22 protein-coding genes and 1 pseudogene are annotated in these 23,145 nt (G+C 71.3%); 12 read left to right on the forward strand and 11 right to left on the reverse strand.

The window, feature by feature from the left end; translation table 11 throughout:
* Positions 1-118: 118 nt before the first annotated feature.
* Together BLQ63_RS28310 and BLQ63_RS09035 are read left to right on the forward strand one after the other, a co-directional pair.
* Complete coding sequence (locus BLQ63_RS28310; protein ID WP_177154852.1) at positions 119-2,089, forward strand: serine/threonine-protein kinase; 1,971 nt, start codon at positions 119-121, stop codon at positions 2,087-2,089.
* Positions 2,090-2,145: 56 nt separating this feature from the next.
* Complete coding sequence (locus tag BLQ63_RS09035; protein WP_091032105.1) at positions 2,146-3,819, forward strand: phospho-sugar mutase; 1,674 nt, start codon at positions 2,146-2,148, stop codon at positions 3,817-3,819.
* Between the two features lie 54 nt (positions 3,820-3,873).
* Here BLQ63_RS09035 and BLQ63_RS09040 read toward each other — a convergent pair whose 3' ends face one another.
* Together BLQ63_RS09040 and upp are read right to left on the reverse strand one after the other, a co-directional pair.
* On the reverse strand, positions 3,874-4,836 hold the full coding sequence (locus BLQ63_RS09040) for an RpnC/YadD family protein (protein ID WP_091032108.1): 963 nt from the start codon (positions 4,834-4,836) through the stop codon (positions 3,874-3,876).
* A gap of 180 nt (positions 4,837-5,016) precedes the next feature.
* Positions 5,017-5,649 carry a uracil phosphoribosyltransferase gene (upp, locus tag BLQ63_RS09045; RefSeq protein WP_091032111.1) on the reverse strand — a complete coding sequence of 211 codons (633 nt, stop codon included), beginning with the start codon at positions 5,647-5,649 and terminating at the stop codon, positions 5,017-5,019.
* Between the two features lie 95 nt (positions 5,650-5,744).
* Here upp and deoC point away from each other — a divergent pair, with 95 nt between their 5' ends.
* The 7 genes from deoC to BLQ63_RS09080 all read left to right on the forward strand — a co-directional run bounded on the left by deoC (position 5,745) and on the right by BLQ63_RS09080 (position 12,967).
* Positions 5,745-6,659, forward strand: coding sequence for a deoxyribose-phosphate aldolase (gene deoC / locus BLQ63_RS09050; RefSeq protein WP_091032115.1), 915 nt, complete (start codon positions 5,745-5,747; stop codon positions 6,657-6,659).
* Positions 6,660-6,662: 3 nt separating this feature from the next.
* Positions 6,663-8,111 carry an aldehyde dehydrogenase family protein gene (locus BLQ63_RS09055; protein ID WP_091032119.1) on the forward strand — a complete coding sequence of 483 codons (1,449 nt, stop codon included), beginning with the start codon at positions 6,663-6,665 and terminating at the stop codon, positions 8,109-8,111.
* Positions 8,104-8,994: an aldehyde dehydrogenase family protein gene (locus BLQ63_RS09060; protein ID WP_091032123.1), complete on the forward strand. Its 891-nt coding sequence runs from the start codon at positions 8,104-8,106 to the stop codon at positions 8,992-8,994. Before BLQ63_RS09055 ends, BLQ63_RS09060 begins: the two co-directional genes overlap by 8 nt.
* Before the next feature lie 155 nt (positions 8,995-9,149).
* Positions 9,150-9,992 (forward strand): hypothetical protein, encoded by an 843-nt coding sequence (locus tag BLQ63_RS09065; protein ID WP_091032124.1) that lies wholly within the window; start codon positions 9,150-9,152, stop codon positions 9,990-9,992.
* A gap of 314 nt (positions 9,993-10,306) precedes the next feature.
* Positions 10,307-11,878 (forward strand): hypothetical protein, encoded by a 1,572-nt coding sequence (locus tag BLQ63_RS09070; protein WP_143014822.1) that lies wholly within the window; start codon positions 10,307-10,309, stop codon positions 11,876-11,878.
* A complete protein-coding gene (locus BLQ63_RS09075) occupies positions 11,875-12,300 on the forward strand; it encodes a roadblock/LC7 domain-containing protein (RefSeq protein WP_091032130.1) in 426 nt (141 codons plus the stop codon). Before BLQ63_RS09070 ends, BLQ63_RS09075 begins: the two co-directional genes overlap by 4 nt.
* A 139-nt stretch (positions 12,301-12,439) precedes the next feature.
* Positions 12,440-12,967 (forward strand): hypothetical protein, encoded by a 528-nt coding sequence (locus BLQ63_RS09080; protein WP_091032132.1) that lies wholly within the window; start codon positions 12,440-12,442, stop codon positions 12,965-12,967.
* Here BLQ63_RS09080 and BLQ63_RS09085 read toward each other — a convergent pair.
* Both BLQ63_RS09085 and BLQ63_RS09095 read right to left on the reverse strand, forming a co-directional pair.
* Positions 12,964-13,783 (reverse strand): annotated as a pseudogene (locus tag BLQ63_RS09085) (IS5 family transposase). The gene BLQ63_RS09080 and the pseudogene BLQ63_RS09085 sit on opposite strands and share 4 nt — an antisense overlap.
* 3,333 nt (positions 13,784-17,116) lie before the next feature.
* On the reverse strand, positions 17,117-18,097 hold the full coding sequence (locus tag BLQ63_RS09095; protein ID WP_091032138.1) for an aldo/keto reductase: 981 nt from the start codon (positions 18,095-18,097) through the stop codon (positions 17,117-17,119).
* A gap of 202 nt (positions 18,098-18,299) precedes the next feature.
* On the opposite strand from BLQ63_RS09095, the gene BLQ63_RS09100 reads away from it, so the two are divergent.
* From BLQ63_RS09100 to BLQ63_RS09110, 3 genes are all read left to right on the forward strand, one after another.
* Entirely contained in the window at positions 18,300-18,815 is a 516-nt protein-coding gene (locus BLQ63_RS09100) for an RNA polymerase sigma factor (protein WP_218125167.1), read from the forward strand.
* The gene (locus BLQ63_RS09105) at positions 18,812-19,492 is read left to right on the forward strand and encodes a hypothetical protein (RefSeq protein ID WP_091032149.1); all 681 of its coding nucleotides are present in this window, start codon (positions 18,812-18,814) and stop codon (positions 19,490-19,492) included. Before BLQ63_RS09100 ends, BLQ63_RS09105 begins: the two co-directional genes overlap by 4 nt.
* A 216-nt stretch (positions 19,493-19,708) precedes the next feature.
* The gene (locus BLQ63_RS09110; RefSeq protein ID WP_091032152.1) at positions 19,709-20,065 is read left to right on the forward strand and encodes a hypothetical protein; all 357 of its coding nucleotides are present in this window, start codon (positions 19,709-19,711) and stop codon (positions 20,063-20,065) included.
* A 4-nt stretch (positions 20,066-20,069) separates the two neighbouring features.
* Here BLQ63_RS09110 and BLQ63_RS09115 read toward each other — a convergent pair whose 3' ends face one another.
* From BLQ63_RS09115 to BLQ63_RS09145, 7 genes are all read right to left on the reverse strand, one after another.
* On the reverse strand, positions 20,070-20,633 hold the full coding sequence (locus BLQ63_RS09115; RefSeq protein WP_091032156.1) for a hypothetical protein: 564 nt from the start codon (positions 20,631-20,633) through the stop codon (positions 20,070-20,072).
* Positions 20,630-21,151: a DUF6286 domain-containing protein gene (locus BLQ63_RS28315; protein ID WP_091032159.1), complete on the reverse strand. Its 522-nt coding sequence runs from the start codon at positions 21,149-21,151 to the stop codon at positions 20,630-20,632. The genes BLQ63_RS09115 and BLQ63_RS28315 overlap by 4 nt, the downstream gene beginning before the upstream one ends.
* Positions 21,148-21,531 (reverse strand): hypothetical protein, encoded by a 384-nt coding sequence (locus BLQ63_RS09125; protein WP_091032162.1) that lies wholly within the window; start codon positions 21,529-21,531, stop codon positions 21,148-21,150. The genes BLQ63_RS28315 and BLQ63_RS09125 overlap by 4 nt, the downstream gene beginning before the upstream one ends.
* Entirely contained in the window at positions 21,521-21,700 is a 180-nt protein-coding gene (locus tag BLQ63_RS09130; protein WP_091032165.1) for a DUF2273 domain-containing protein, read from the reverse strand. Before BLQ63_RS09130 ends, BLQ63_RS09125 begins: the two co-directional genes overlap by 11 nt.
* The gene (locus BLQ63_RS09135) at positions 21,697-22,008 is read right to left on the reverse strand and encodes a hypothetical protein (RefSeq protein WP_218125168.1); all 312 of its coding nucleotides are present in this window, start codon (positions 22,006-22,008) and stop codon (positions 21,697-21,699) included. The genes BLQ63_RS09130 and BLQ63_RS09135 overlap by 4 nt, the downstream gene beginning before the upstream one ends.
* A 5-nt stretch (positions 22,009-22,013) precedes the next feature.
* Positions 22,014-22,460, reverse strand: a complete 447-nt coding sequence (locus BLQ63_RS09140; RefSeq protein ID WP_091032172.1) for an Asp23/Gls24 family envelope stress response protein — start codon at positions 22,458-22,460, stop codon at positions 22,014-22,016.
* Positions 22,461-22,602: 142 nt separating this feature from the next.
* Complete coding sequence (locus BLQ63_RS09145; protein ID WP_091032176.1) at positions 22,603-23,049, reverse strand: hypothetical protein; 447 nt, start codon at positions 23,047-23,049, stop codon at positions 22,603-22,605.
* Positions 23,050-23,145: the final 96 nt, after the last annotated feature.

Below are 23,145 nucleotides of genomic sequence, written 5' to 3' on the forward strand. Positions count from 1 at the left end.
CCGGGACGGGCGGCGCGTCTTCTTACGCCACCGCTCCCGGATCGTTACGCAAACCCGGTACCGACTCGGTGGCCGGGACGCGGCAGACTAGTGGGGATCCCTCGCGAGGAGTGGCCGAATGACGTACTCATCTGACTACGGTCGCGGTGGTCCCGGCGCATATGAGGACCCCCGACCCGGTGCGGCGCCCCCTCCGCGCCATCCCCCCCAGTCCCAAGGGTCGCATGGGTTCTCAGGCACCCCGTACGACTCTGAGCCGCGCGGGCGCGACCCGCACCCCTCCCTCGGGGGCAGGTTCACCGGCTCCGACTCGTACGCGAGCGGCCAGCAGTCCGGCTACAACCGCGACCCCTACGGCGGCGACTCGTACGGCGACTCCTCCGCCCCCCGCAACAGCGCGTCCTACGGCAACTACGGGAACCTCGGCCAGAGCTTCGCGGTCGGCGGCGAGCCGGGGCCGCGGTCCTTCGGCCCGGGCCCCGTCAGCGGCAACCGGGCCGGGCCCGGCGACCTGGTCGCCGACCGGTACCAGCTGGTGGACCTGGTCGGCAAGGGCGGCAACGGCTCGGTGTGGCGCGCGACCGACATGGTGCTGCGCCGCGAGGTGGCCCTCAAAGAGGTGTTCCTGCCGCCGGACCTGCCGCCGCAGGAGCGCGCGCAGCTCATCGACCGGTCCAGAAGGGAGGCGCAGATCGCCGCGGGGCTCTCGCACCCGTCGGTCATCCGCGTCTTCGACGTGGTCGAGCACCTCGGGCTGCCGTGGATCGTCATGGAGCTGCTCCAGGCGCGGAGCCTGGCCGAGATCCTGACCCAGGACGGGCCGCTGCCCCCGCGCGTGGCCGCGAAGATAGGCCTGGCCCTGGTGGGGGCGCTCCAGGCGGCGCACGACGCGGGGATCATCCACCGCGACGTCAAGCCCGGCAACGTCCTCATCTCCACCGACGGGCGCTGCGTCCTGTCGGACTTCGGTGCGGCCCAGATGCACCAGGTCTCGGGCGGCACCACCCCCGGCAAGGTCCTCGGCTCGGCGCACTACATCGCGCCCGAGCGGGCCGTCGGCCACCCGGCCGAGCCGGCCAGCGACGTGTTCAGCCTCGGCGTGACCCTGTACGCGGCCGTCGAGGGGCGCCCGCCGTTCGACCGCGGCGACGCCGTGTCGACCATGCGCGCGGTCGTGCAGGAGCCGCCGGAGAGTCCGCGCAACGCCGGGCCGCTCACCCCGCTGCTGGGCGGGATGCTCGCCAAGGACCCGCAGCAGCGCGCGCCGCTCGCGCAGGTGCGCCAGGAGCTCGCGTCCCTCCTCGCCGGGCAGTTCGCCGCCCCCGGCGCCGCGGGGACGCCCTCGCCGCCGTACCAGCAGGGCGGGCAGACCTCCGGGTACCAGGAGGTCTCGCCGCCGCGAACCGGCGGCCGCCCCCGCGTGCGCGAGCCCGAACCCGAGCCCGAAGGCGGCAACCCGTGGAAGTCCGGGGCCGTCATCGTCATCTGCGTGCTGCTGGTGGTCGTGCTCGGCTGGGGCGTCTACCGGTTCCTGTTCGCCGACGACGACACCGGCGGGGCCGGTCAGGACCCGGGCGCCTCCGAGGACGCGAGCGGCGGCGAGTCCGGCGGCGAAGGGGACTCCGAGGAGGGCGGCGGCGCGAGCTTCGAGACCGCGGTCCACGAGGGCGAGGGCTACACCGTGAACTACCCGGCCGCCTGGAGCGCGGGCGACGGCGGCGACGACTTCGTCTCGTACTTCAACCCCGACGACGACACCCAGTGGGTGCGGTTCTACGCCGGCTCCGACCGGGCCGCCTCGGGCACCGAGGACTACCTGAGCGAGTACTGGGACGGGCTGCCGGCCGACATGGAGGACCTCGAACAGGTCCGCCTCGAACCCGTCGAGTTCGCCGGGCTGAGCGGCACCGTCCTGGAGTACACCGGCACGAACCTCGACGAGGCCGGCGCCGACCGGCACTCGATCTGGGCCATCGTGGACGCCGGCGACGGGACCACGTTCGGCGTCTTCATCTCCGGCGACGCCGACGCATGGGAACTATCACAGGAGGTCTACGACGAGGCCCTCGCCTCGTTCGCCGTCGGCTGAGGCCACACCGCCCGCAACAGCGGCCTCCCCAGTGGTGGATGTGCGACCATTTCCCCATGAAGGAGTCTGCGCCTGCCAACGACGTGAACCTCGATGCCCTGCGCGCCGAAGTGCTGCAGTGGATCACCGACGACCCTGACAAGTCCTCCCGGGACGAGCTGTACCGCCTCCTCGACGCCCTCCCCGACTCCGCCGAGGAGCTGGGCGAGCGCTTCGCCGGGCGGCTCAAGTTCGGCACCGCGGGCCTGCGCGGGCCGCTGCGGGCGGGCCCGAACGGCATGAACCTCGCCGTCGTGCGCGCCGCCGCCGCCGGGCTCGCGAACTGGCTGGACGCCAAGGGCGCCGAGGGGCCGGTCGTCATCGGCTACGACGCCCGCCACGGCAGCCGCGACTTCGCGGCCGAGACCGCGCGCGTCGTCACCGGCTCGGGCCGCCGGGCCCTGGTCATGCCGGGGCCGCTGCCGACCCCGGTCACCGCGTACGCGGTGACGAAGCTCGACGGCGCGGCGGCGGTCCAGGTGACCGCCAGCCACAACCCGCCGCAGGACAACGGCTACAAGGTGTACCTGGGCCGCGAACTCGGCGGCGACCTCGGCGCGGGCGCGCAGATCGTGCCGCCCGCCGACACCGAGATCGAGGCCGCGATCGAGGCGCTCGGGCCGCTCTCGGAGATCCCCCTGGGCGACGAGGGCGAGACCCTCGACGAGTCCGTCCTGGAGGAGTACCTGACGGCGGTGGCCTCGGTGGTCGACCCCGACGACCCCAAGCGGCTCGCCTCGGTCGCGACCCCGATGCACGGCGTCGGCGGCCGCACCCTCGTCAAGGCGATGGAGCGGGCCGGATTCCCCGCCCCGATCCTGGTGCCCGAGCAGGCCGACCCGGACGCGGACTTCCCGACCGTGGCCTTCCCGAACCCGGAGGAGCCCGGCGCGATCGACCTCCTCAAGGCCCTCGCGGCCGAGGAGGGGGCGGACGTGGCGCTCGCGCTGGACCCGGACGCCGACCGCTGCTCGGTGGCCGTCCCGGTCGGCGACGGCACGTGGCGCCAGCTCACCGGCAACGAAGTGGGCGTGCTCCTGGCCGACCACTGGATGCGCAAGGGCCGCAAGGGGACCTATGCGACCACGATCGTCTCGACCACGCAGCTCAAGGCCATGTGCGCCAAGCGCGGCTTCAAGTACGACGAGACGCTGACCGGCTTCAAGTGGCTGGCCCGGGCCGGGGCCGACCTGGCGTTCGCGTTCGAGGAGGCCCTGGGCTACTGCGTGGCCCCGGAGTTCCTGCGCGACAAGGACGGCGTCTCGGCCTCGCTCGTGGTCGCGGAGATCGCGGCGGGCCAGGCCGCGCGGATGGCCACGCTGCAGGACCGCCTGGACGAGCTCGCCGAGGAGTTCGGCGTGTACGAGACCGGGCAGCTCTCGATCCGCGTGGACGACCTGTCGGAGATCGACGCGTGCATGAAGCGCCTGCGGGCGCACCGGCCGACGAGCCTGCTCGACGAGCCGGTGTCGGACTACCTGGACCGGCTGCCGGACGCCGACGTCGTGACGATCACGACCGCGAACGCGAGGGTCGTGTGCCGCCCGAGCGGGACCGAGCCGAAGCTGAAGGCGTACCTGGAAGTCCGAGAGGACGTCGGCGGGGACCTCCAAGGGGCGAGAGAACGCGCCCGCGCGAGCATCGAAGCCCTCCGGGCGGAAGTGGCCGCCCTCCTGGGCGTGCCGCACTAGCAACCGAATGAAGCGGGGCCGGGCGCGCAGCGCCCGGCCCCGCTTCATTCATGCTCAGTTGTCGCCGTAGAGCATCTGCTGGACATCGGGATCGACCCCGAAGACCTCGTCGAGGCTGTCGGCGGTCGCCGCCGCGACGAGCCAGGCCTGGAGCTGATCGAGGTCGCCGGACGATTCGACGAACTTCTGCGTCTCAGAGGTGACGGGCATCGAGCGCCGTTTCAGGACCGCGAGCAGTGACTTGCGCGCCTGCTTGAGCTGGCCCTCCTCGCGGCCTTGCTCACGGCCTTGCTCACGGCCCTCCTTGCGAAGGCCGTCGGTCCACTCCGAGTGATATTCGAACTTGGTGGTTGTCATGATCGCCTCCAAGACTTTCGCGGACTCCTCGTTCAGCGCGGTGAAGACCACGCCGACACGACGGCCCGCTTCCTCCTTGTCGATGGTAGCCAATACCTGGTCGAGTGCGTTGAGGACCGCTACGCGGTCCGGCCCGTTGCCATGGAAGATCGCCGACAGCATCGCGGTCCCGGGATTGGCATCCGGGGCAACTGGGTCGGTGATCACGCGGACCTGCGCCGGGCCGATCGAGACGGGCACGACTCTCGAGCCCGGGCCCAGCTCGATCGGCTGCCGGGCCTCGGCGGCCACCTCGTCGCAGTCGCTGATGACGAGCATGATCACCGGGCAGTGGTAGTCCTCGAAGAGCACCGCGACATCGGCGGCCCACTTCCGGCGGGCCTTCGCGACCAGCTTGGCCGGGTTCTGGTTGTTGCGTCGGTGTGCCTCGATCGGCACCAGGATCGGCCCGCCGTCCATGACGAGCCTGGCGACGAGGTCGATCCGGCGTTCACGGGGGAAACGCCGGTTCGCGTTCTCGGAATCGGTTCGGGCGTCGGTGAGCTCCTTCGGGTCGTAGTGGATTCCGGCGATCCTGAGCAGTTCCAGCGTGTCGGCCGGATTCATGCGCGCCACTTCGAGGATCGCCTCATGCTGCGGCGTCAGTCCGTCGCGAGCCAATGCGCCTCCTTCGGCATTCGACGTGAGGTGCCATCAGCGCGACTAACCCGTCCGAGTGAGGAAAGGTGATGGCAAACTCCCGAAAGATGTAGGAAGTCACATTCACGTAAGCGATCGGGCGTTCTGGCGTAAAGCGAAGGGCCCGACCGCTTCGCGGTCGGGCCCTTCGCGCACTTCTTGTCAGAACCGCCGGTAGGCGCCGAATTGGCGGTCTCCGGCGTCTCCCAGGCCCGGGACTATGTAGGCGTTGTCGTCCAGCCTCGGGTCCACCGCCGCGGTGGTCATGCGCAGCTCGATCCCCGAGTTCGACAGCCTCTCGATGCCGTCGGGCGCGCACAGGACGCTGATCAGGTCGATGTCGGTGCACCCCCGCGCGGCGATCATCTCGCAGCACCGCAGGAGCGAGCCGCCCGTGGCGACCATCGGGTCGAGCACGATGACGTGGCGTCCCGTCAGGTCGTCGGGCAGCGACTCCATGTACGCGTACGGCTCGTGCGTCTCCTCGTCGCGGGCCAGGCCCACGAATCCCATGGAGGCGTCCGGGATCATCGACTGGGCCGCGTCGGCCATGCCGAGCCCGGCGCGCAGCACCGGGACCAGCACCGGCGGGTTCCCCAGCCGGTACCCCTTCGCAGGGGCGACGGGAGTCCTGATCCCGTATTCGGTCACGGCCACGTCGCGCGTGGCCTCGTAGACGAGCATCATGGTGAGCTCGTGCAGGGCAGCCCGGAACCTCGGTGAGTCCGAGCGCTCGTCCCGCATGGCGGTAAGCCGTTCGGCGGCGAGCGGGTGTTCGACGATCTTCACATCCACGGTTCCCAACCTTAACGGCCAGCTCGCCGCGCTAATGTGAGCTGGTCACCACACTCTGAGTCGAGCGTCGCAAGAGATACGGATACCATCGGGTCATGGGATCAATTTTGAGCGGCACCGAGGCCGCCTCCCTCGTCCGCGCCCTCCCCGGCGTCGACGCGGTCGGCCTCGAAGCGCGCGCCGCGGGGCTCGCCACCCGCTCCGTCAAGAAGGAGTCGAAGGCCAAGGCCATCGACCTCGCCATCAGCATGATCGACCTCACCACCCTCGAAGGGGCCGACACCCCCGGCAAGGTGAAGTCGCTCGCGGCCAAGGCCGTCCGGCCCGACGGCGACGCCCCCTCGACGGCCGCCGTCTGCGTCTACCCCTCGCTGGTCCCCACCGCCGCCGCGGCCCTGGCGGGCACCGGCGTCAAGGTCGCCTCGGTCGCGACCGGGTTCCCCGCCGGGCAGGTGCCGCTCGAGATCCGCCTCGCCGACACCGAGTCCGCCGTGCGGGCCGGGGCCGACGAGATCGACATGGTCGTCAACCGCGGCGCGTTCCTGTCGGGCGACCTCGAACGGGTCTACCACGAGATCAAGGCCGTCAAGGCCGCCGCCGAAGGCGCCCGCCTCAAGGTCATCCTCGAGACCGGCGAACTGGTCACCTACGACGACGTGCGCCGCGCCTCCTGGCTCGCCATGTACGCCGGGGCCGACTTCATCAAGACCTCCACCGGGAAGGTGGGCGTCAACGCGACCCTCCCGGTCACCCTGCTCATGATGCAGGCCGTGCGCGACTACCGCGCCCTCACCGGGATCCAGGTCGGCGTCAAGCCCGCCGGCGGCATCCGCAACACCAAGGACGCGATCAAGTACCTGGTGTGCATCAACGAGACCCTCGGCGACGACTGGCTGTCGAACGAATGGTTCCGCTTCGGCGCCTCGAGCCTCCTCAACGACCTGCTCATGCAGCGCCAGAAGCTCAAGACCGGCCACTACTCCGGCCCCGACTACGTGACGGTGGACTAAGCGATGTTCGAGTACGCGCCCGCGCCCGAGTCGGTGCGGCCCCAGATCAAAGAGCACTACGGCCTGTTCATCGACGGGCGGTTCACCGACGCCGCCGACGGCGCGGTCTTCAAGTCGCTCAACCCGTCCACCGAAGAGATCCTCTTCACCGTGGCCGAGGCCGGGGAGGCCGACGTCCGGGCCGCCGTCGCCGCCGCCCGCCGCGCCCAGGAGGCCGTGTGGGGCCCCATGAGCGGCACCGAGCGCGGCAAGTACCTCTTCCGCATCGCCCGGCTCCTCCAGGAGAGGGCCCGCGAGTTCGCCGTCGCCGAGTCCCTCGACAACGGCAAGCCCATCAAGGAGACCCGCGACTTCGACGTCCCGACCGCCGCGCAGCACTTCTTCTACCACGCGGGCTGGGCCGACAAGCTCGCCTTCGCGGTGCCCGGCTTCGCCGGCCAGGGGCCCGGTGGCGCGGACCCGAAGCCGCTCGGCGTGGTCGGCCAGGTCATCCCGTGGAACTTCCCGATCCTCATGCTGGCGTGGAAGATCGCTCCCGCGCTCGCGTGCGGGAACACGGTGGTCCTCAAGCCCGCCGAGACCACGCCGCTGACCGCGCTCATGTTCGCCGAGCTGTGCCAGGAGGCCGACCTGCCCCCGGGCGTGGTCAACATCCTCCCCGGCGCCGGCGCCACCGGTTCGGCGCTCGTCAACAGCCCTGTGGACAAGGTCGCCTTCACCGGTTCGACCGCCGTCGGCCGCGCGATCGCGAAGGCCGTCGCGGGCTCCAAGAAGAAGGTCACCCTCGAACTCGGCGGCAAGGCCGCCAACATCGTCTTCGACGACGCCGCGATCGACCAGGCCGTCGAGGGCATCGTCAACGGGATCTTCTTCAACCAGGGCCACGTGTGCTGCGCCGGTTCGAGGCTGCTGGTCCAGGAGTCCGTCGCCGAGGAAGTGCTCGCCCGCTTGAAGGAACGCGTCTCGACGCTGCGCGTGGGCGACCCGCTCGACAAGAACACCGACATCGGCGCGATCAACTCCGCCGAGCAGCTCGCCCGCATCACCGGCCTCGCGAAGGTCGGCGAGGAGGAGGGCGCCGACGTGTGGCAGCCCGCCTGCGATCTGCCCGAGCGCGGGTTCTGGTTCCGCCCCACCGTCTTCACCGGCGTCCAGCAGTCCATGCGGATCGCCCAGGAGGAGATCTTCGGCCCCGTCCTGTCCGTGCTGACCTTCCGCACCCCCGACGAGGCGATCAGCAAGGCCAACAACACCCCCTACGGCCTCTCGGCCGGGGTGTGGACCGAGAAGGGCTCCAAGATCCTGTGGGCGGCCGAGCGGCTGCGCGCGGGCGTGGTCTGGGCCAACACGTTCAACCAGTTCGACGCCGCCAGCCCGTTCGGCGGCCTGAAGGAGTCCGGTTACGGCCGCGAAGGCGGCCGCCAGGGACTGGAGGCCTACCTCGATGTCTGACAACACGCTGCCAGATCGCTTGCGCGTCAACAAGACCTACAAGCTGTACGTGGGCGGGAAGTTCCCCCGTTCGGAGTCCGGAAGGAGCTACCCGGTGAGCAGCCCCGACGGGACCGAGCTGGCGAACGCCGCCCAGGCCAGCCGCAAGGACGCCCGCGACGCCGTCGCCGCCGCCCGCAAGGCGCAGCGGCCGTGGGCCGGGCAGACCGCCTACCTGCGGGGCCAGATCCTCTACCGCGCCGCCGAGATGCTGGAGGGCCGCGCCGGCCAGTTCGCCGAGGAGGTCGGTGACGCCACCGGCGCCGATCCCCATGCGGCCCTGGCGAGCGTGGAGCAGGCCATCGACCGGCTCGTGCACTACGCGGGCTGGACCGACAAGTACACGTCCGTGCTCGGCGGGGCCAACCCCGTCGCCGGCCCGTACTTCAACCACACCAAGCCCGAACCGCTCGGCGTCGTCGCCGTCCTCGCCCCGCAGGACGACCCGTTCCTGGGCCTGATCGAGGCCGTCGCGCCCGCGATCGCGGCCGGGAACACCGTCGTGGTCCTCGCGAGCGAGTCGAAGCCCCTGCCCGCGTTGAGCTTCGGCGAAGTGCTCGCCACCTCCGACCTCCCCGGCGGCGTGGTGAACCTGTTGAGCGGCAACGTCGCCGAGGTCGCCCCGCACCTGGCGTCCCACGCGGACGTGAACGGGATCGACCTGGGCGGCGTCGACGACGCCGGTCTGGCCGCGGAGCTGGAGGCCGACGCGGCCGGGACGCTCAAGGTCGTGCGCCGCCCCGGCAGGGCCGGCACCTCGCTCGACCTGCTGCGGCAGTGGACCGAGTACAAGACCGTGTGGCACCCGGCAGGCATGGCGGCGGCCGCCGGAGGCGGCTACTAGCACCGGCGAAAGGGCCCGCGTCGCAATGGCGATGCGGGCCTTTCGCGTATTCCATTGAGAAAAGCGCATACCGGATGCGACGCGCCGTGCGCCGTGGTCGTAGGCTGTTCCCCAGCTAGACGACTCTATGTTGACGACTGCGGGAGGGACGCGACATGGCGGCCGAATCCAATGCCTCGGCGCGCAGCGCCGAGACCGACAAGCTCTGGAACGAGACCGGGGTCGACCCGGTGGAACTCCACCTGGGCAAGGACTCGGGCTTCACCCTGCGCGCCTACCGGATGTCGGACACCCTGCCGGGCGCCAAGGCGGCCGAGGAGCCCGAGACCGACGCCGACGAGGCCGCGGCGAAGGAGGAGGACGCCCCCGTCGAGGACGCCGAGGGCCGCCCCGAGGCCGACGAGGCCGCGGTCCCCGAAGACGAGGACGCCCCCGAGCCCGACGCCTCGGCGTTCGAGGACGACGAGGAACCCGAGGCCGAAGTCGAGGAGGACGCCCTCGACGCCGCGCCCGAAGAGGTCCCGGTCTTCTTGACCCGCAAGGGAAAGCTGCTGGTCTTCCGCGAGCCCGAGGCGCTCGTCGCGTACGTCAGGGAGAACGACGACCACGACCTCGCGGTGATCGACGAGTACGCCGAGCTCCAGGAGCGGCTCACCGCCGACGACGTCTCCTGTGACGAAGACGACACCTACGAGCTGGACCTGGTCGTCGCCAACCTCCGCGGCGGGCACGACGCCTGGGAGCCCGAGCTGCTCATCAAGGCCGCCGAAGTCGGCCGCGACCTCGGCTACGCGCTCAAGAACGACTCCATCGTCGGCGCCCTCTCCCCCGGCTCACCGCTCGACGACCTCGACGAGACCTTCCGCGTCGTGGTCGAAGGCGGCCTGCGCGGCAAGCTCGCGAAGCGGCGGCTGCGCAAGAACGACTCGCAGCAGGCCGCCATCGCATGGCGCGGCGTCATCGCGAAGGTCAACGACCACGTTGACTGGCGCGGATAGCGCGAAAGTCCATCGGCCGAACAGCCCATTCCGACTCGTACGCCCAGTTCGATTCCCGGTGCCGCCGCAGTGTGACCGCGGCGGCACCACTGCGTTATTCCAAAGTGGAATCCCCAGGTCAGGACCCGTTGGGAATTGACGCAAATGCGTGGTATGACCTTCCCGCCCATGATGAACCCGCACTGGCTGTCCGGTTGCAGAACCGAGTATTCTGCGGAAAACTGATAACGGACTGGTAAAAACGGGCCGGGCGCAAGCCTCGCCGACAGGGAACGACGCCCGCACGGGCGCGCCCTACGAGAGGAGCTCCGCGGGTGCAAGTGTTCTGCGGCATCACGACCGACCAGCAGGTAGCAGGAGCCGGGCACGGCGACACCGCCTGCGCGGTCGCCCTCGTCGCGGCCGGCGGCGGACTCATCGCCACCGACACCTTCGGCGACGACCCCCGCGGCTGGGTCCGCCTCAACAGCCTCCTCGCCAGATCGGCGCCCGGCCAGTCCGTCTCGGTGGCCGTCGACGGCGAGGTCGTCCAGCTGGCCGAGTACGCCGCCGCCGCCGGACTGCTCGTCGTCCGCGCCGCCAGCCCCGGCTCCCGCTCCAAGGACGCCCTCGACGACGCCATCGCGATCGCCCGCGGACTCGCCACCGGCGAGGTCGCCGGACAGCCGTTCGCCCCGCGCCCTGAGATCGCCGCTCTGCGCCCGATCCTGGACACGGTGGCCTCGGCCGCCAGAGCCCGCCACGACGCGGCAGAGGCGCTCACGTGCCTCCTGCGGGCGGTATTCCCGGCGGCGCTGGCCGCCTGGGACGACCCGAGCGAGGCGAACGCCGTCGCGATCCTGACCCGGCTCCCCCAGCCCGGTGCGCTCCAGTCGATCTCGACCGAGGAGCTGGCCGCCGACCTGGCGACCGTGGCCGACCCCGGCCAGGTCGCCGCGATGGCCGGCGCGCTCACCGAGGCGATCCGCGAGATCGGCGGCGGGGACGACCCGTCCGTCGCCCCGTCCGTCTCCGCCACCGCCGACGCGGTCTCGGCCTGGGACCGCTCGCTCGAAGGCCTCATCGGCCTCCTCCAGGCCAAGCGCCCGCGCCTCGAGACGGCCGCCGCCTCCCTCGCGTCCCCCGGCACGCCGCAGGAGCAGCCGTCCGAGGAGCGCACCTCCTCGCGCCGCCGCCGCGGCCAGGACACGCACACCACCGTCCGGCTCCCGGGCGACCTGCCGGACCGCCAGAGCCTGCGGGCCCTGGACCCGGCCTCGCAGCTGCACTCGCTGATCCCGCCGGATCTCGAAGCGACCCAGGTGATCCCGCCGGAGACGCACGAGCGCCGACCGGTCGACGCCGAGAGCGGCAGCACGCAGTCGATCCGGCGCCGCCGCCGCGCGCAGCCGCCGGAACTCCAGCAGCCGGACGCGTTCCAGTCCGAGCGGATGCGCGAACCGGACCCCGAGCCGCGCCGCCACCCGTGGCAGCCGAAGAACGACGTCAGCATGGTCGACGTCGCGAGCCTGATGAACGACGACGACGGGCTCCTGATCCTCGGACAGGCCCGCAGCGCCTGGTTCAAGCGGCCCGAGACCGAAGAGCCCGAAGCGGAGTCGTGGAACCTTCCCGGCGACGACGGCTGGCGCACCGCCCGCACCGTCAACGAGACCCCCGCGACGGAGGAGGCGACCACGTCGACCGGCCTGCCGCGCAGGAAGCCCCAGGCGAACCTGGTGCCCGGCGCGGTGGTCGCGGACGAGCACGCCCGCTTCGACGAGCCGATCGAGCGCGACCCGGAGCTGCTGGCGCAGAACACCGCCGGTTACTTCAAGGGCTGGGGCCGCGCGCGCGGCGCCAGGCCCGGCATGGGATCGCGGACGGAGAGGATGGCCGCCCGATGAGCGCCAACCTCGGTGTCTACGAGCGCTCGCTGAGCATGCTGCTGGGCTCGCTCGTGGCCCGTACTCCGGGTCTGTCGCACGCGGTCCTGGTGAGCGTCGACGGGCTGCCGCTGGCGGTCTCGGCGGGGCTGCCGAAGGAGCGCGCCGATCAGTTGGCGGGCATCGGTTCGGGACTGCTCTCGATGGGCGAGGGCGCCGGTCGGGCGATGGACCATGGTCCGACCCAGCAGGTGATCGTGGAGATGGCCGAGGGCGTGCTCCTGGCCGCCCCGGTGGGCCCGCAGATCTGCCTGACGCTGCTCGCGGTGTCGCAGTGCGACCGCGAGCAGCTCGGTTATGAGCTGGGGCAATTCACGATGCAGGTGGGGCCGCTGCTGAACGAGGCCCTGACGAACACGGGCTCGATCCCGAAGGTCGTCTAAGGCCTGTCCTGTGAATCAGGCCGGCCGGGAGCGCGACGGTCCGGGTCCCGCTCTGCGCGTTCAGGCGCTGGCGGCGGGCGGTCATACTCGGTACCGACGCAGGCGCGGAGGTCAGGCCTCCGGCGGGAAGGCAGAAAGCATGAAGCAGCCGCAGCAGGCCCGGGCGGTCCAGTGGCACCTCGCCGCGGACGGCTCGGCGATCAAGGCGTACCCGAAGGCCCTCGACCACTTCGATCCGAAGCAGGAGGCGCCGAAGGGGCTGAAGTACCAGCGCTACGCGACCACGCGGCGCGTGGCGCTGGCGGACCTGTACGCCTTCGAGGAGGCCGTCGACAAGACCGTGGCGCGCGACGGCAGCGTGTCCTCGGCGGCGGTCCTCACGGGTGTGATCGGGCTGGCCGCGATGATCGTCGGCTGGGTCGTCCTCCCCGCGATCGGCGTCGACGGCGGCTGGACGCAGATCCTGCGCATCGCCGCGATCCCGGTCCTGGTGGCCGGGGTCGCGGGCGTGATGTTCACGCCCAGCCTGACGTACCGCAGGATCGAGGGCCTCCGGGCCGAGGCGGGCCTGGACGTCTCGACCCTTGAGGTCCTCAAGGAACCCGACGCGCTGGCCCTGCTCCACGCCCCGGGGACGGTCTCCGGACCCGGCATCGCGGGCGGCTAGGGCCTTTCGCGTGGATCGTTGAGCCAGACCAGGCCCGCGCGGTAGATGGGCGCCCGCTTCGCATGGCGGGTGGCCAGATCCCGCCGTTGTTTGAACCGGTTGAAGCACCGCTCGACGACGTTGCGCTGCCGGTAGGCCTCGCGGTCGAAATGCGGCGGACGGCCGCCGAACCGCCCTTTGCGGCGGCGCCGTTCAACTTGGTCGATCCGCTCGGGAATCGCGTGAGCGATGCCCCGTCGGCGCAGCCGGGCCCGGGTCGAATCGTGCGCGTAGCCCTTGTCCGCCGGGAGCAGGTCGGGGTGTTTGCGCGGCATGGACCCCGATCGCGTCCAGGACCGGGAACAACATCGGATTGTCTCCGGCCTGACCGGGCGTGAGCAGAATCGACAGCGGCCGAGCGCGCCCGTCGACGGCGAGGTGGATCTTGGTCGACCAGCCGCCCCTTGAACGCCCCAGCGCCTCGGCCGTTTGCAGCAGCGGCGCCCCTTTTTCCCGCGCCCCGGCCGCCCGCACGACCGAGGAGTCGATGCTGACCGTCCACTCCACCGGGATGCCGTCATCTGTGACCTGCGCGGCGGCGAAGATCTTGTCCCAGATGCCGTCCGCAGTCCACCGGCGCGGCCACTCGTGCGAGGTCTTCCACGACCCGTACCGCTCGGGCAGGTCCCGCCAGGGCGCACCGGTCCGCAGCTTCCACAAGAACGCGTTGACCACCGTCCGGTGATCACTCCACTGCCCGCCACGGCCTCCATTGGCGGGCAGCAGCGGCTCGATCTGCCGCCACGCGGCTTCGGTCAACTCACCACGACCAGACACAACACGATGGTGCCTGAAACGAAACCATTCACAGGACGCCTCCTAGGGCAGGAGCGTTCTCTGATCCTGCGGGGCCGATTCGTTCGATGTTCGATCGGGCGGCGATGAAGGGGTGGGGTGCGGGGTGCGTCGCTAGTCCGGGCGCCGTCTCGGTGGGTGTTCGAACGGGCGGCGATGTAGGGGTGGGAGGTGGGTTGGGGTCGGTGGCGGCCTTGCGGGCGTGGATCGTGGTGTCGGCCTGGTGCGCGGGGCGGGATCGGGATCCGGGTCCGGTTGCGGTGCAAGGGAAGTGGCCGAGAAATGTGAGAATGTTGCCCCCGTGTGGGTGTTGCGGGTGGTGTCTGTGCGAGGGAGAATTGGGGTACGCACAAGGGTAAGGGATTCATACAGGCGGCGGCCGGTGAATGCAGACTACGCCAAGCCTCTGGCCGAGAGCCGTTCCTCTGAATGGAACCCCGACACTGCCACTTTGCTCGGTTGAGCAGGGTTGGTGTGTGGTCGCTCTGGGAGTGCTATCGGGACCCCGCAGCAGTACGGTGCAGAGCATCGGATCGGGTGGGGGTGTCCTCTTCGGCCGGGATCACCTCGAGCGCCGGGAGGCTGGTGTTTTTAACGAGGCACATACCGTAGGCAAAGGCCCTCTGAAGCGCCACCTGCGATGATCACGACCGGTTGGCATCTGCGCCCGATCCACGCGCACCCCGACCAGTCCCGACCAACACCGCAAGCACCACCACCAATACCCAGCAGCACCACTCAGCACCACCAACACTCAGCGCTACCCGCACACCGGTGCGGTACCCGCACGCTCGAGCACGGGCGCCGGGCATCACTGCCCCGGAACTACGCCCGCGCCCTGGGGGCTGGCGGCCTGGCGCCACCGCGCACACTGCCAGCACGAACCCCAAGGGACCAGCACCCACGCCGATGCCCTGCACCCCGGTACCCGCCCAGCCTGCCAGCACCACCAAGGCAGGATCGGGGAACCAGCACAGGAGCAGGAACAGAAGCGGGAGCAGGGGCGGGAGCGGGGGACGGGCGCAGAGGAGTCGAAGCCGAGGCCGAGGCCGAGGCCGGTGCGGTGGTGCTCACCGCAAGAGACCCGCCGCAAGGGGGCCTACCGCAGGACGGCCATTACCGGAGCAGGAAGGAGGAGACCCGACATGACCACCACCAACACACCCACCAACGCCGACACCACGGTGCGCCTCGCGGGCGCGACCGTGCACCGCAACCACACCCACCACCACGCCACCGCCGCGCCATCACCGGGCAGGCCCCGGCAACACACGCCCACCCCACCACCCACCTCATTGTCGCCGCCTGTTCGAACCGCAGCCGAGACGGCGTCCCGGGTCGGCAACACACGCCCGCCCCACCACCCAATCCTCAGTCGCTGCCCGCTCGAACCGCGACTGAGACGGCGCCCGAATCAGCGACGCACCCTCGTCCCACCACACTCACCGCTTCGTCGCTGCACGGTCGAACCGTGACCGAGACGATGCCCAGAGTCGGCAAGGCAGGCCCGGCCCGCCGGTCCGTCGGTGCCCGCTCGAACCGTAACCCGCAGCGTCGCTTCGAGATCAGCGAAGTACCCCGCCACTCACCTCCATTGGCGCGCTCGAACCGCACCCGAGACGGCACTCAAGGCCGCCACCCGCCCGGCTCCACCACCCGCCTCATCATCGCCGCCCGCCCGAACTACAACCGAGACGGCGCCCAGAGCCGACAACCCACCCCCGGCCCACCGCTCCGTCCGTGCCCGCCCGAACCGCAATCCGAAGCGTTGCTCGGGATCGGCAAACTGCCCCGCCCCGTACCCCTTCGTCGCTGCCTGCTCGAACCGCAAACAAGATGCAGCTCGGACCCAGCGATGCACGCCCGGCCCACCACTCCGTCGGCACCGCCAGAACCGCAACCCAAAGCGAGGCTTCGGAATCGGCGAAGTACCCCGCCCCGCTGCACACCCCCGCATTGGCGCGCTCGAACCAAAACCGAGACGGCATTCAAGGCCGCCACCGACCCCGGCCCACCACCCACCTCATCATCGCCGCCCGTTTGAGCCACAACCGAGACGGCTCCCCAGGTCGGCAACCCACCCCCGGCCCACCGCACAACGCTCCGTCGGCGCCGCCCGAACCGCAACCCGAAGCAACGCTTCGGGACCGGTGAAGTACCCCGCACCACCACCGACACCGGAGGCCACGAACAACGCGCCCGGCCCCGCATTCGCCTCGCACCGCTTCGAACCACGACCACCGAGCAACACCCGGCAACACACCCCGACCCACCACCGACCGCTTCGTCGCTGCCCGCTCGAAGCCCCAGCACAACCCCGCCCGGACCAGCGACACACCCCCGGCCCGCCACCCACCACTTCACCCCTGCCCACACGCACCGCAACCCGAAACGACGCTTCGGAATCACCGAAGTACCCCGCCCCGCCACGCACCCCCGCATCGGTGCCACTCGAACCACAACTGAGACGACGATTAAAGCCGCCACCGACCCCGCCACTCACCACAGACACCACGACTCGGCTCGGCCCGCGACATCACGGGGCGACAGCACGATCCCGCCCCCACCAGCCCCGACCGGCCACCACCACGACGCCCACACCCGCCGCCAGAAGCGACGCCCGCACCACCACCGACACCAAAGGCCACGAACAACGCGCCCAGCCCCCGCATTCGCCCTGCACCGCTTCAAACCACGACCACCGAACAACACCCGGGAAACACACCCCGCCCCACCACCCACCGCCTCGTCGCCGCCCGTTTGAGCCACAACCGAGACGGCGCCCAGAGTCGGTCATGCACCCCCGGGCTCGCCGCACGTCCCTCATCGGTGCCGGTCGCCAGAAACCCATTGCACCGCGACAAGACCGACAGGACCGACAAGGGTCGACCACCCTCGGGTGCGTCGCTGACCTCGGGCACTGGATGCCTCCGCGAGCCCTACCCGCTAACGAAGACCGGCCCCACAGACGCCGCCACACAAACAGACGGCAGCCCGCCGCTCACCTCGTTGTCGCTGCCGCCCTTTAAAAGCCGGGCCCATCACTGCACCACTTCCGCCAGCGCGCCCCAAGCCCTGCGACACCCGACACCCGACACCCGACACCCGACACCCGACACCCGACACCCGACACCCGACACCCGACACCCGAGGCGAGCATCCCCGGGCTTGACCACGCGTTCTCCGGGTCTTCTCGCACCACACCGGTGCGCGAAGTCCCTTCCGCCGCTTCATAAATGCTTGCTAGCCGCAATTGGCTGAGGCGGGTGAAGCGATGGACTCGGGTACCGTCTCGACGGCCCCCGAGACCCCGCCTCAAACGCCGAGCAGCTTCTCGATCTCCTCGACCTGCGCCGCGGTGAGCGGCCCGTGCTCCAGCGCTCCGGCGTTGTCCTCGACCTGCGCCACCGTCCGGCACCCGGGAATCGGCACGGTCGCATCGCTGACCGCCCACAGCCAGCCCAGCGCGCCCTGCGCCAGGCTCCGGCCGTCGCTCGTGAGGACCTCCCGCACCGCTTCGAGCCTCGCGAGGTACTCCGGAGCCGGCCTGCCGTCCTTGAACAGCACCATCCAGGACACGCCGCTGCCTCGGACGTCGTTCGGCCCGATCTCGCTGCCCGCGTGGTACTTCCCGGTGAGCAGTCCCATCGCGAGCGGGCCGCGGTTGATGCTCGCCAACCCGTGCCGCTCGGCCGTCTTCAGGACCTCGGGCCGACCGCCGTGCATCAGCGAGAAGTCGTGCTGGATCGCCGTGCAGTGCGCGCCCGCCGTGCCCCAGGCGTCGGCCCGGTCGGGGAAGTCGGTGCTCCAGCCGTACGAGCGGATCTTGCCCTCCGCGACGAGGTCCTCGAGCGTCCCGAGCAGATCGGCGGCCTTGTCGATCGCGAGGTCGTTGATGTGGAGCTGGTAGAGGTCGATGTAGTCGGTGTTCAGGCGCCGCAGCGAGGCGGTCAGGGCCTCGCGCAGGTGGGCGGCGTCCTCGCCGTGGCCGCTGATCTCCTTGGTCTCCTCGTCGAAGACGCTGCCCCACTTGGTGGCGATGACGACCTGCTCGCGCCGGCCCGCCAGCGCCCGGGCCAGCACCCGCTCGCTGCGGCCGGCGCCGTAGACGTCGGCGGTGTCGAAGAAGTCGACGCCGAGTTCGAGGGCGCGGTGGACGGTGCGGACGGACTCGTCGTCGTCGACCTCGCCCCAGCCGCACGCCTGCCCGTCGCGGTAGAACGGTCCGCCGATCGCCCAGCAGCCCATGCCGATCGCGCTGACTTCGATGCCGCTTCTTCCCAGTGTTCGTCTCATGGCATCGACGCTAGGACCTGGAGTGCACTCCAGGTCAAGGGTGGCGGGGCCGTCGGATCCTGGTCCGTGAAGAAAACGTCCGTTCCGCTGCACCATTGCGCTCCGATCGTTCGTGTGATGGGTGCGATCGACCAGACCGCACGTCAAACCCCTGGAATCGAGGAATCGGATGGCTGCGAGTTCGCTAGCACCATCGTCCAATATGTACCGAACGCCGCCCGCCGCCCCCGCGTCCTACGCCGACTTCGACGGCTTCTACGCCGCCAACGTCGGCCCGATCACCGCGCAGATCCGCGCGTACGTCGGCGACCTCCAAGAAGCCGAGGACCTGGTCGCGGAGGCCTTCTGCCGTGCGCTCGGGCGCTGGAAGACCATCAGCGCCTACGACAACCCCGCCACCTGGGTGCGGCGCGTCGCCTGGAACCTCGCGACCTCGAAGCTGCGGCGCGGTGCGGTCCTGCGGCGGCTACTGCTCCGCCAGCGCCCCATCCACATCGAAGGGCCGCAACCGGATCGGATCGATCTGGAGTTGGCGCTGTCAGAACTGAAGGAGCGCCACCGCAAGGCGGTCATCCTGTACTACCTGGCCGACATGACGACGGCGGAGATCGCCGAGCAGGAGGGCGTGGCCGAGGCGACGGTCCGCTCCTGGCTCACCCGAGGCAGGGCGGCGCTCGCCGAGCTGCTGCGCATCGACACCACCGAGGAGCGGGGATGAACTCGCAGCGAGACCCCTTGAACGCGATGTTCGACCAGTACGCCGAGCGGACCGCGGCCGAGACCGCCCCGCCGACCTCCGGGCAGCTGCGGTTGCGGCTGCGGCGGCGCCGGAGCGCGCGCGCCGCCGTCGCGGTCGCCGCGGCGGTCCTGGTGATCCCGGCGGGCTGGGCCCTGCAGATGGCCGCGGCGGGCGAGGCCCCCGGCCCGGCCGACGGCGGACCCGATGGGGAGGAGTCGGTCAGCGGGCCCGAGGCCTGCGAGGAGTCGACCACGACTCCGCCTTCGCCCACCGCGCCGATCGAGCAGAGCGACGAGCCCACTCAGACGGGCGGAACGTCGAGCGACGAGCGGACCACCGGCGCAAGTGGCATGCCCAGCTATGAGCCCACGACCGACGAGGAGTCGCCGACCGAGGGGCCCACCGGGTGCGAGACCGCATCGCCGACCGGGGACCCGACCGGCGGCGGCCACGACAGCGAGTCGCCCACCGGTGGCGGCCACGACGAGGAGTCGCCGACGAGCGGTGGTCACGACGGCGAAGAGCCGACGCACGAAGACAGCGAGTCACCAGGTCACGAGCCCACGCACGAGGATGACGAAACGCCCAGCTACGAACCCTCCTATGAGAACAGCCAATCGCCGACCGAGGAGGGCTCCGAGACGCCCACCTCCTGAGGACCGCTTCCGCGACATGGAGAAGCCCCCGCCGGCCGGGCCCGCGGGGGCTCCTCCGGTTCCGCCTCGCGCGAACGAGGGGACCGGTCCCGGCACGGCGGCGCTACCTTGTGAAGAAAGGCGGCAGGAGGAGTCATGCGGAGGCGTCGAGGCGAAGCCGACCGCCCGCGGCGATACCGGCGGTACGAGGCATTCCCGTTAGTCGTCGGAGCGCTCATGGCGGCGATCGTGATCGGCGGGACGGTCATGGGCGCGCTCAACGCCGACGAGGGCGAATACGTCGAGGCGGTCGTGCTCGACACCTGGTCCGAGGAGACCTGCGGCTGGAGCGGTCCGCCCGAGCACCAGACCTACAGCTGCACCACCTCGTACCGGGCTTCGGTGTCGTACCGCGAGAACGGGAGCGAGCGGACCGCCGAGGTCGAGGGCTCCTTCGAGGTCGGCGAGCGCACCGAGGTCTGGGTGGGGCGCTTCGACGTCGCGAACTCGCGCTGGGAGGCGTTCGCCTCCTGGTTCTGCGGCGGCCTCTTCGTGGCCTTCTTCGTCTGGGTCCTCGCCGGGATGTTCGAATAGCGCGTCAGTGGACTCGCGGCGTGCGGCGCTTGCCCCGGCGCCGCGGGGCGTCGATGAGGATCCTCACGGTGACCTCGCGGTCCGGGAAGGCCGCCTCGACCGACGCGGCCACGTCGTCGGCGGCGCGCCGCAGGGACTCGCCGTCCGCGCGCGGGTCGACGTTGGCCCGCAGCAGCACCAGCTGCCCGGTGCCGGTGCGCGACCGGCTGCTCGTGACGTGGTCGACCGGGGCGCTCTGCTCCAGGCTCTCGCGCAGTCGCGGCGCGATCGAGCGGACGTCCACGTCGACCCGGTCGGCCCCCGAGAAGCCCAGCCGCACACCGCTCTCGACCGGGCGCGGCACGCGGGCGAACAGCCACCACAGCGCGACCACCGCGAGGACGACGGCGGCACCGCCTGCGGCCCAGGCGAACCAGTCGGCCTCCACGGTCTCGCGGATCAGCCCCGTGTCGAGGCGGTCCCAGGCTCCGACCAGGTCGAAGCGCCAGTCGACGACGGCCGCGCCCGCCGCCAGGAGCACCAGCCCCAGCAGCGCCGCGCCGACGCGGTCGATCGCGAGCGTCCTCATCGGCCGCCCTCCTTCGCCTGCACCGACAACTCCAGGTCCGCGAGGCCGGTGATCCGCTCGCCCACCGCCTCCGAGATCGCGACGACGCCCGCGTCGGCCCCCGGCGCGAGGAGCGCCGAGACCCGCAGGCGGCGGCGCTGCACGTCGCCGCGCCCGTGCAGCACACCGGGGGAGCGCTCGGCGGCGTCGGCCGCCAGCGCCTCGACGGCGCGCGGCGAGACCCACAGGTCGCAGCGGCCCTCGACCGGCAGGTGGGTGCGGCGGCCGGGCGTGAAGGCGGCGATGAGGAACCAGACGCCGAGCAGCGCGGCGGCGATGCCGCCGACCGAGACCCAGATCGACGGCTCCCGGTCCTCCAGGGCCGCAACGGTTTCAAGGAGCCATGACGGTCCGTCGATCCAGCCGCGCGCGGCGGCGGCGTGCTGGCCCGCGAACACGGCGAACCCGGCGAGCAGCAGGGCGCCGACCACGCCGAACCAGGTCGCGGCGGGGAGGCGGCGGGGGATCTGCCTGCTCATCGGACCCTCCGCTCCGGCGCGTCCGCGCCGTCGACCAGGTGCACGGTGAGGTCGAGGGACGCCACGTCGAGCCCGGTGATGCGGGCGGCCTCGTCGCGGACGTGGCGGGCGATGGTGCGGGCGGTGTCGGCGGTGGGCCCGGGCCAGCGCACGCCCACGTCGAGGTGGGCCCAGATCCGGCCGTGCCTGACGGTGGCGCGGGCGCGCGGGTAGCCGCGCCCGAGCCTGGCCTCGCGGACGGCGGCCCCGGGCGCGCGGCGGGCGGCGCCTTCGAGGACGTGCGTGACGGCGGTGTCCTCGACGCGGAGCGTGCCGCGTTCGGCGGGCGGCAGGTCGGTGCCGCCGGGCAGGTCGGCGAGTGCGAATCCGCTATCGGTCACGGCGGCCTCGGAACCAGTCGAAGACGTCGACCTCGCCGCTGAGCCTGCCGGCGACCGCGAGGCCGATCGCGCCGAGGACCACGGCGAGCAGGAATCCGGTGAAGCCGCCGGTGGTCACGGCCAGGGCCAGCAGGAGTCCGGCCACCAGGCCGGCGAAGGTCGCTTTCATGTTCGGTCCCCATTCTCGGGTTCGCCGACGTCCTCGACGGTCACGGACACGGTCCGGCCGCCGGTCAGCGGGGCCAGGGCCGCTCGGATCGCGGCGGCGGCCTGCGGAATGTCGGCGTCCCACTCGGCCACGACGTGGACGGCGCAGCCGTCCCGGTCGAGGCGCAGGCCCTTGATGCGGCGTCCGGGCAGGGCGGTGGCGATCTCGTCGAACGCGCCGCCGTGCAGGCCCTGCACGCCGGGGACCGCGAGCGCCGCGTCGGCGATCGCGTCGGCAAGGGCGGCGAAGTCGCCGTTCTCGGTGGCCACGGGCGTCATTCCACCCGCGATTCGCCCTCGGGCTCGTCGCCCGACTCGCCTTCGAGGTGGACGTCGTGGACGACGATGTTGACCTCGGTGACTTCGAGGCCGGTCATGCGCTCGACGGCGGAGACGACGTTGCGGCGCACGCCGGCGGCGAGGTCGGCGATGGCGATCCCGTATTCGGCGATGAGGTCGAGGTCGACCGCGGCCTGGCGTTCGCCGACCTTGACGGAGACGCCCTGGCCGTAGTTGGTGCGGGAGCCGGGTATGCGCTCCTTGATGGCGCCGACGGTGCGGCTGACGCCGCCGCCGAGGCTGTGGACGCCGTCGACGTCGCGGGTCGCTATGCCCGCGATCTTGGCGACCACCTGGTCGGCGATGGTGGTCTTGCCCTGGTCGCTCGCCAGTGCGCCGTCGCCGCTCGCCTTGGTCGCGGCCGCTGTCGCCTTCTCGGTCATCGCACGCCTCCCTCAGAGTCCTCCGGTTTCGGCCTCAAGGTTCACACAAATGTGAGGCTGATATCACCGAAAGTGACCGAATGGGGCAAGGAGGCGCCGCCTCGGACCGGCGGATCGTGCCGGTTCCGGGCGGCGGTCGCGTTCAGCGGTGCTTGAGCCGGTGCAGGACGTCGCGGCCGCGGTCGTCCAGCTGGTGGAGGACGACCCGGCCCCGGTCGTCGAGCTGGTGCAGTGCCTCGCGGCCGCGCTCGGGCAGTTCGGACGCCGCCGACAGGAGCGCCTCGCGCGCGTCCTCGAGCTGGCCGACGACCTTCCGGTAGCCGCGCTGGGACTTGCGGCGGTCGTAGGCGATCTTGAGCCCGATCACGACGGCCGCGGCCACGCCGACGGCCACCACGGCCAGGACGATCTGGCGGGCGTCGTCCTTCGCGGCGATCTCCTGCTCGTCCTCGATCAGATGGTCGGGTTCGTTGCCGCGCTTGCGGGCGATCTCTGCGGCGTCGCGCCCGGCGATGTCGGAGAGGCGCAGCGCGTCCGACTCGAATGCCGGCTCCGCGTTCGTGCCCGGCGAATCCTTCTGCGATTTCATGGTCGCATCCTCCCTCGGTCGGCCGCCGGTTCGGCGCCGGATCGCAGGATTCCCCGGAGGCGAAACGGGAAACCTCGGTCCGGGCGGCGGATCGGT

This window comes from Glycomyces harbinensis (genome assembly GCF_900101745.1).
Lineage (GTDB): Bacteria > Actinomycetota > Actinomycetes > Mycobacteriales > Micromonosporaceae > Glycomyces > Glycomyces harbinensis.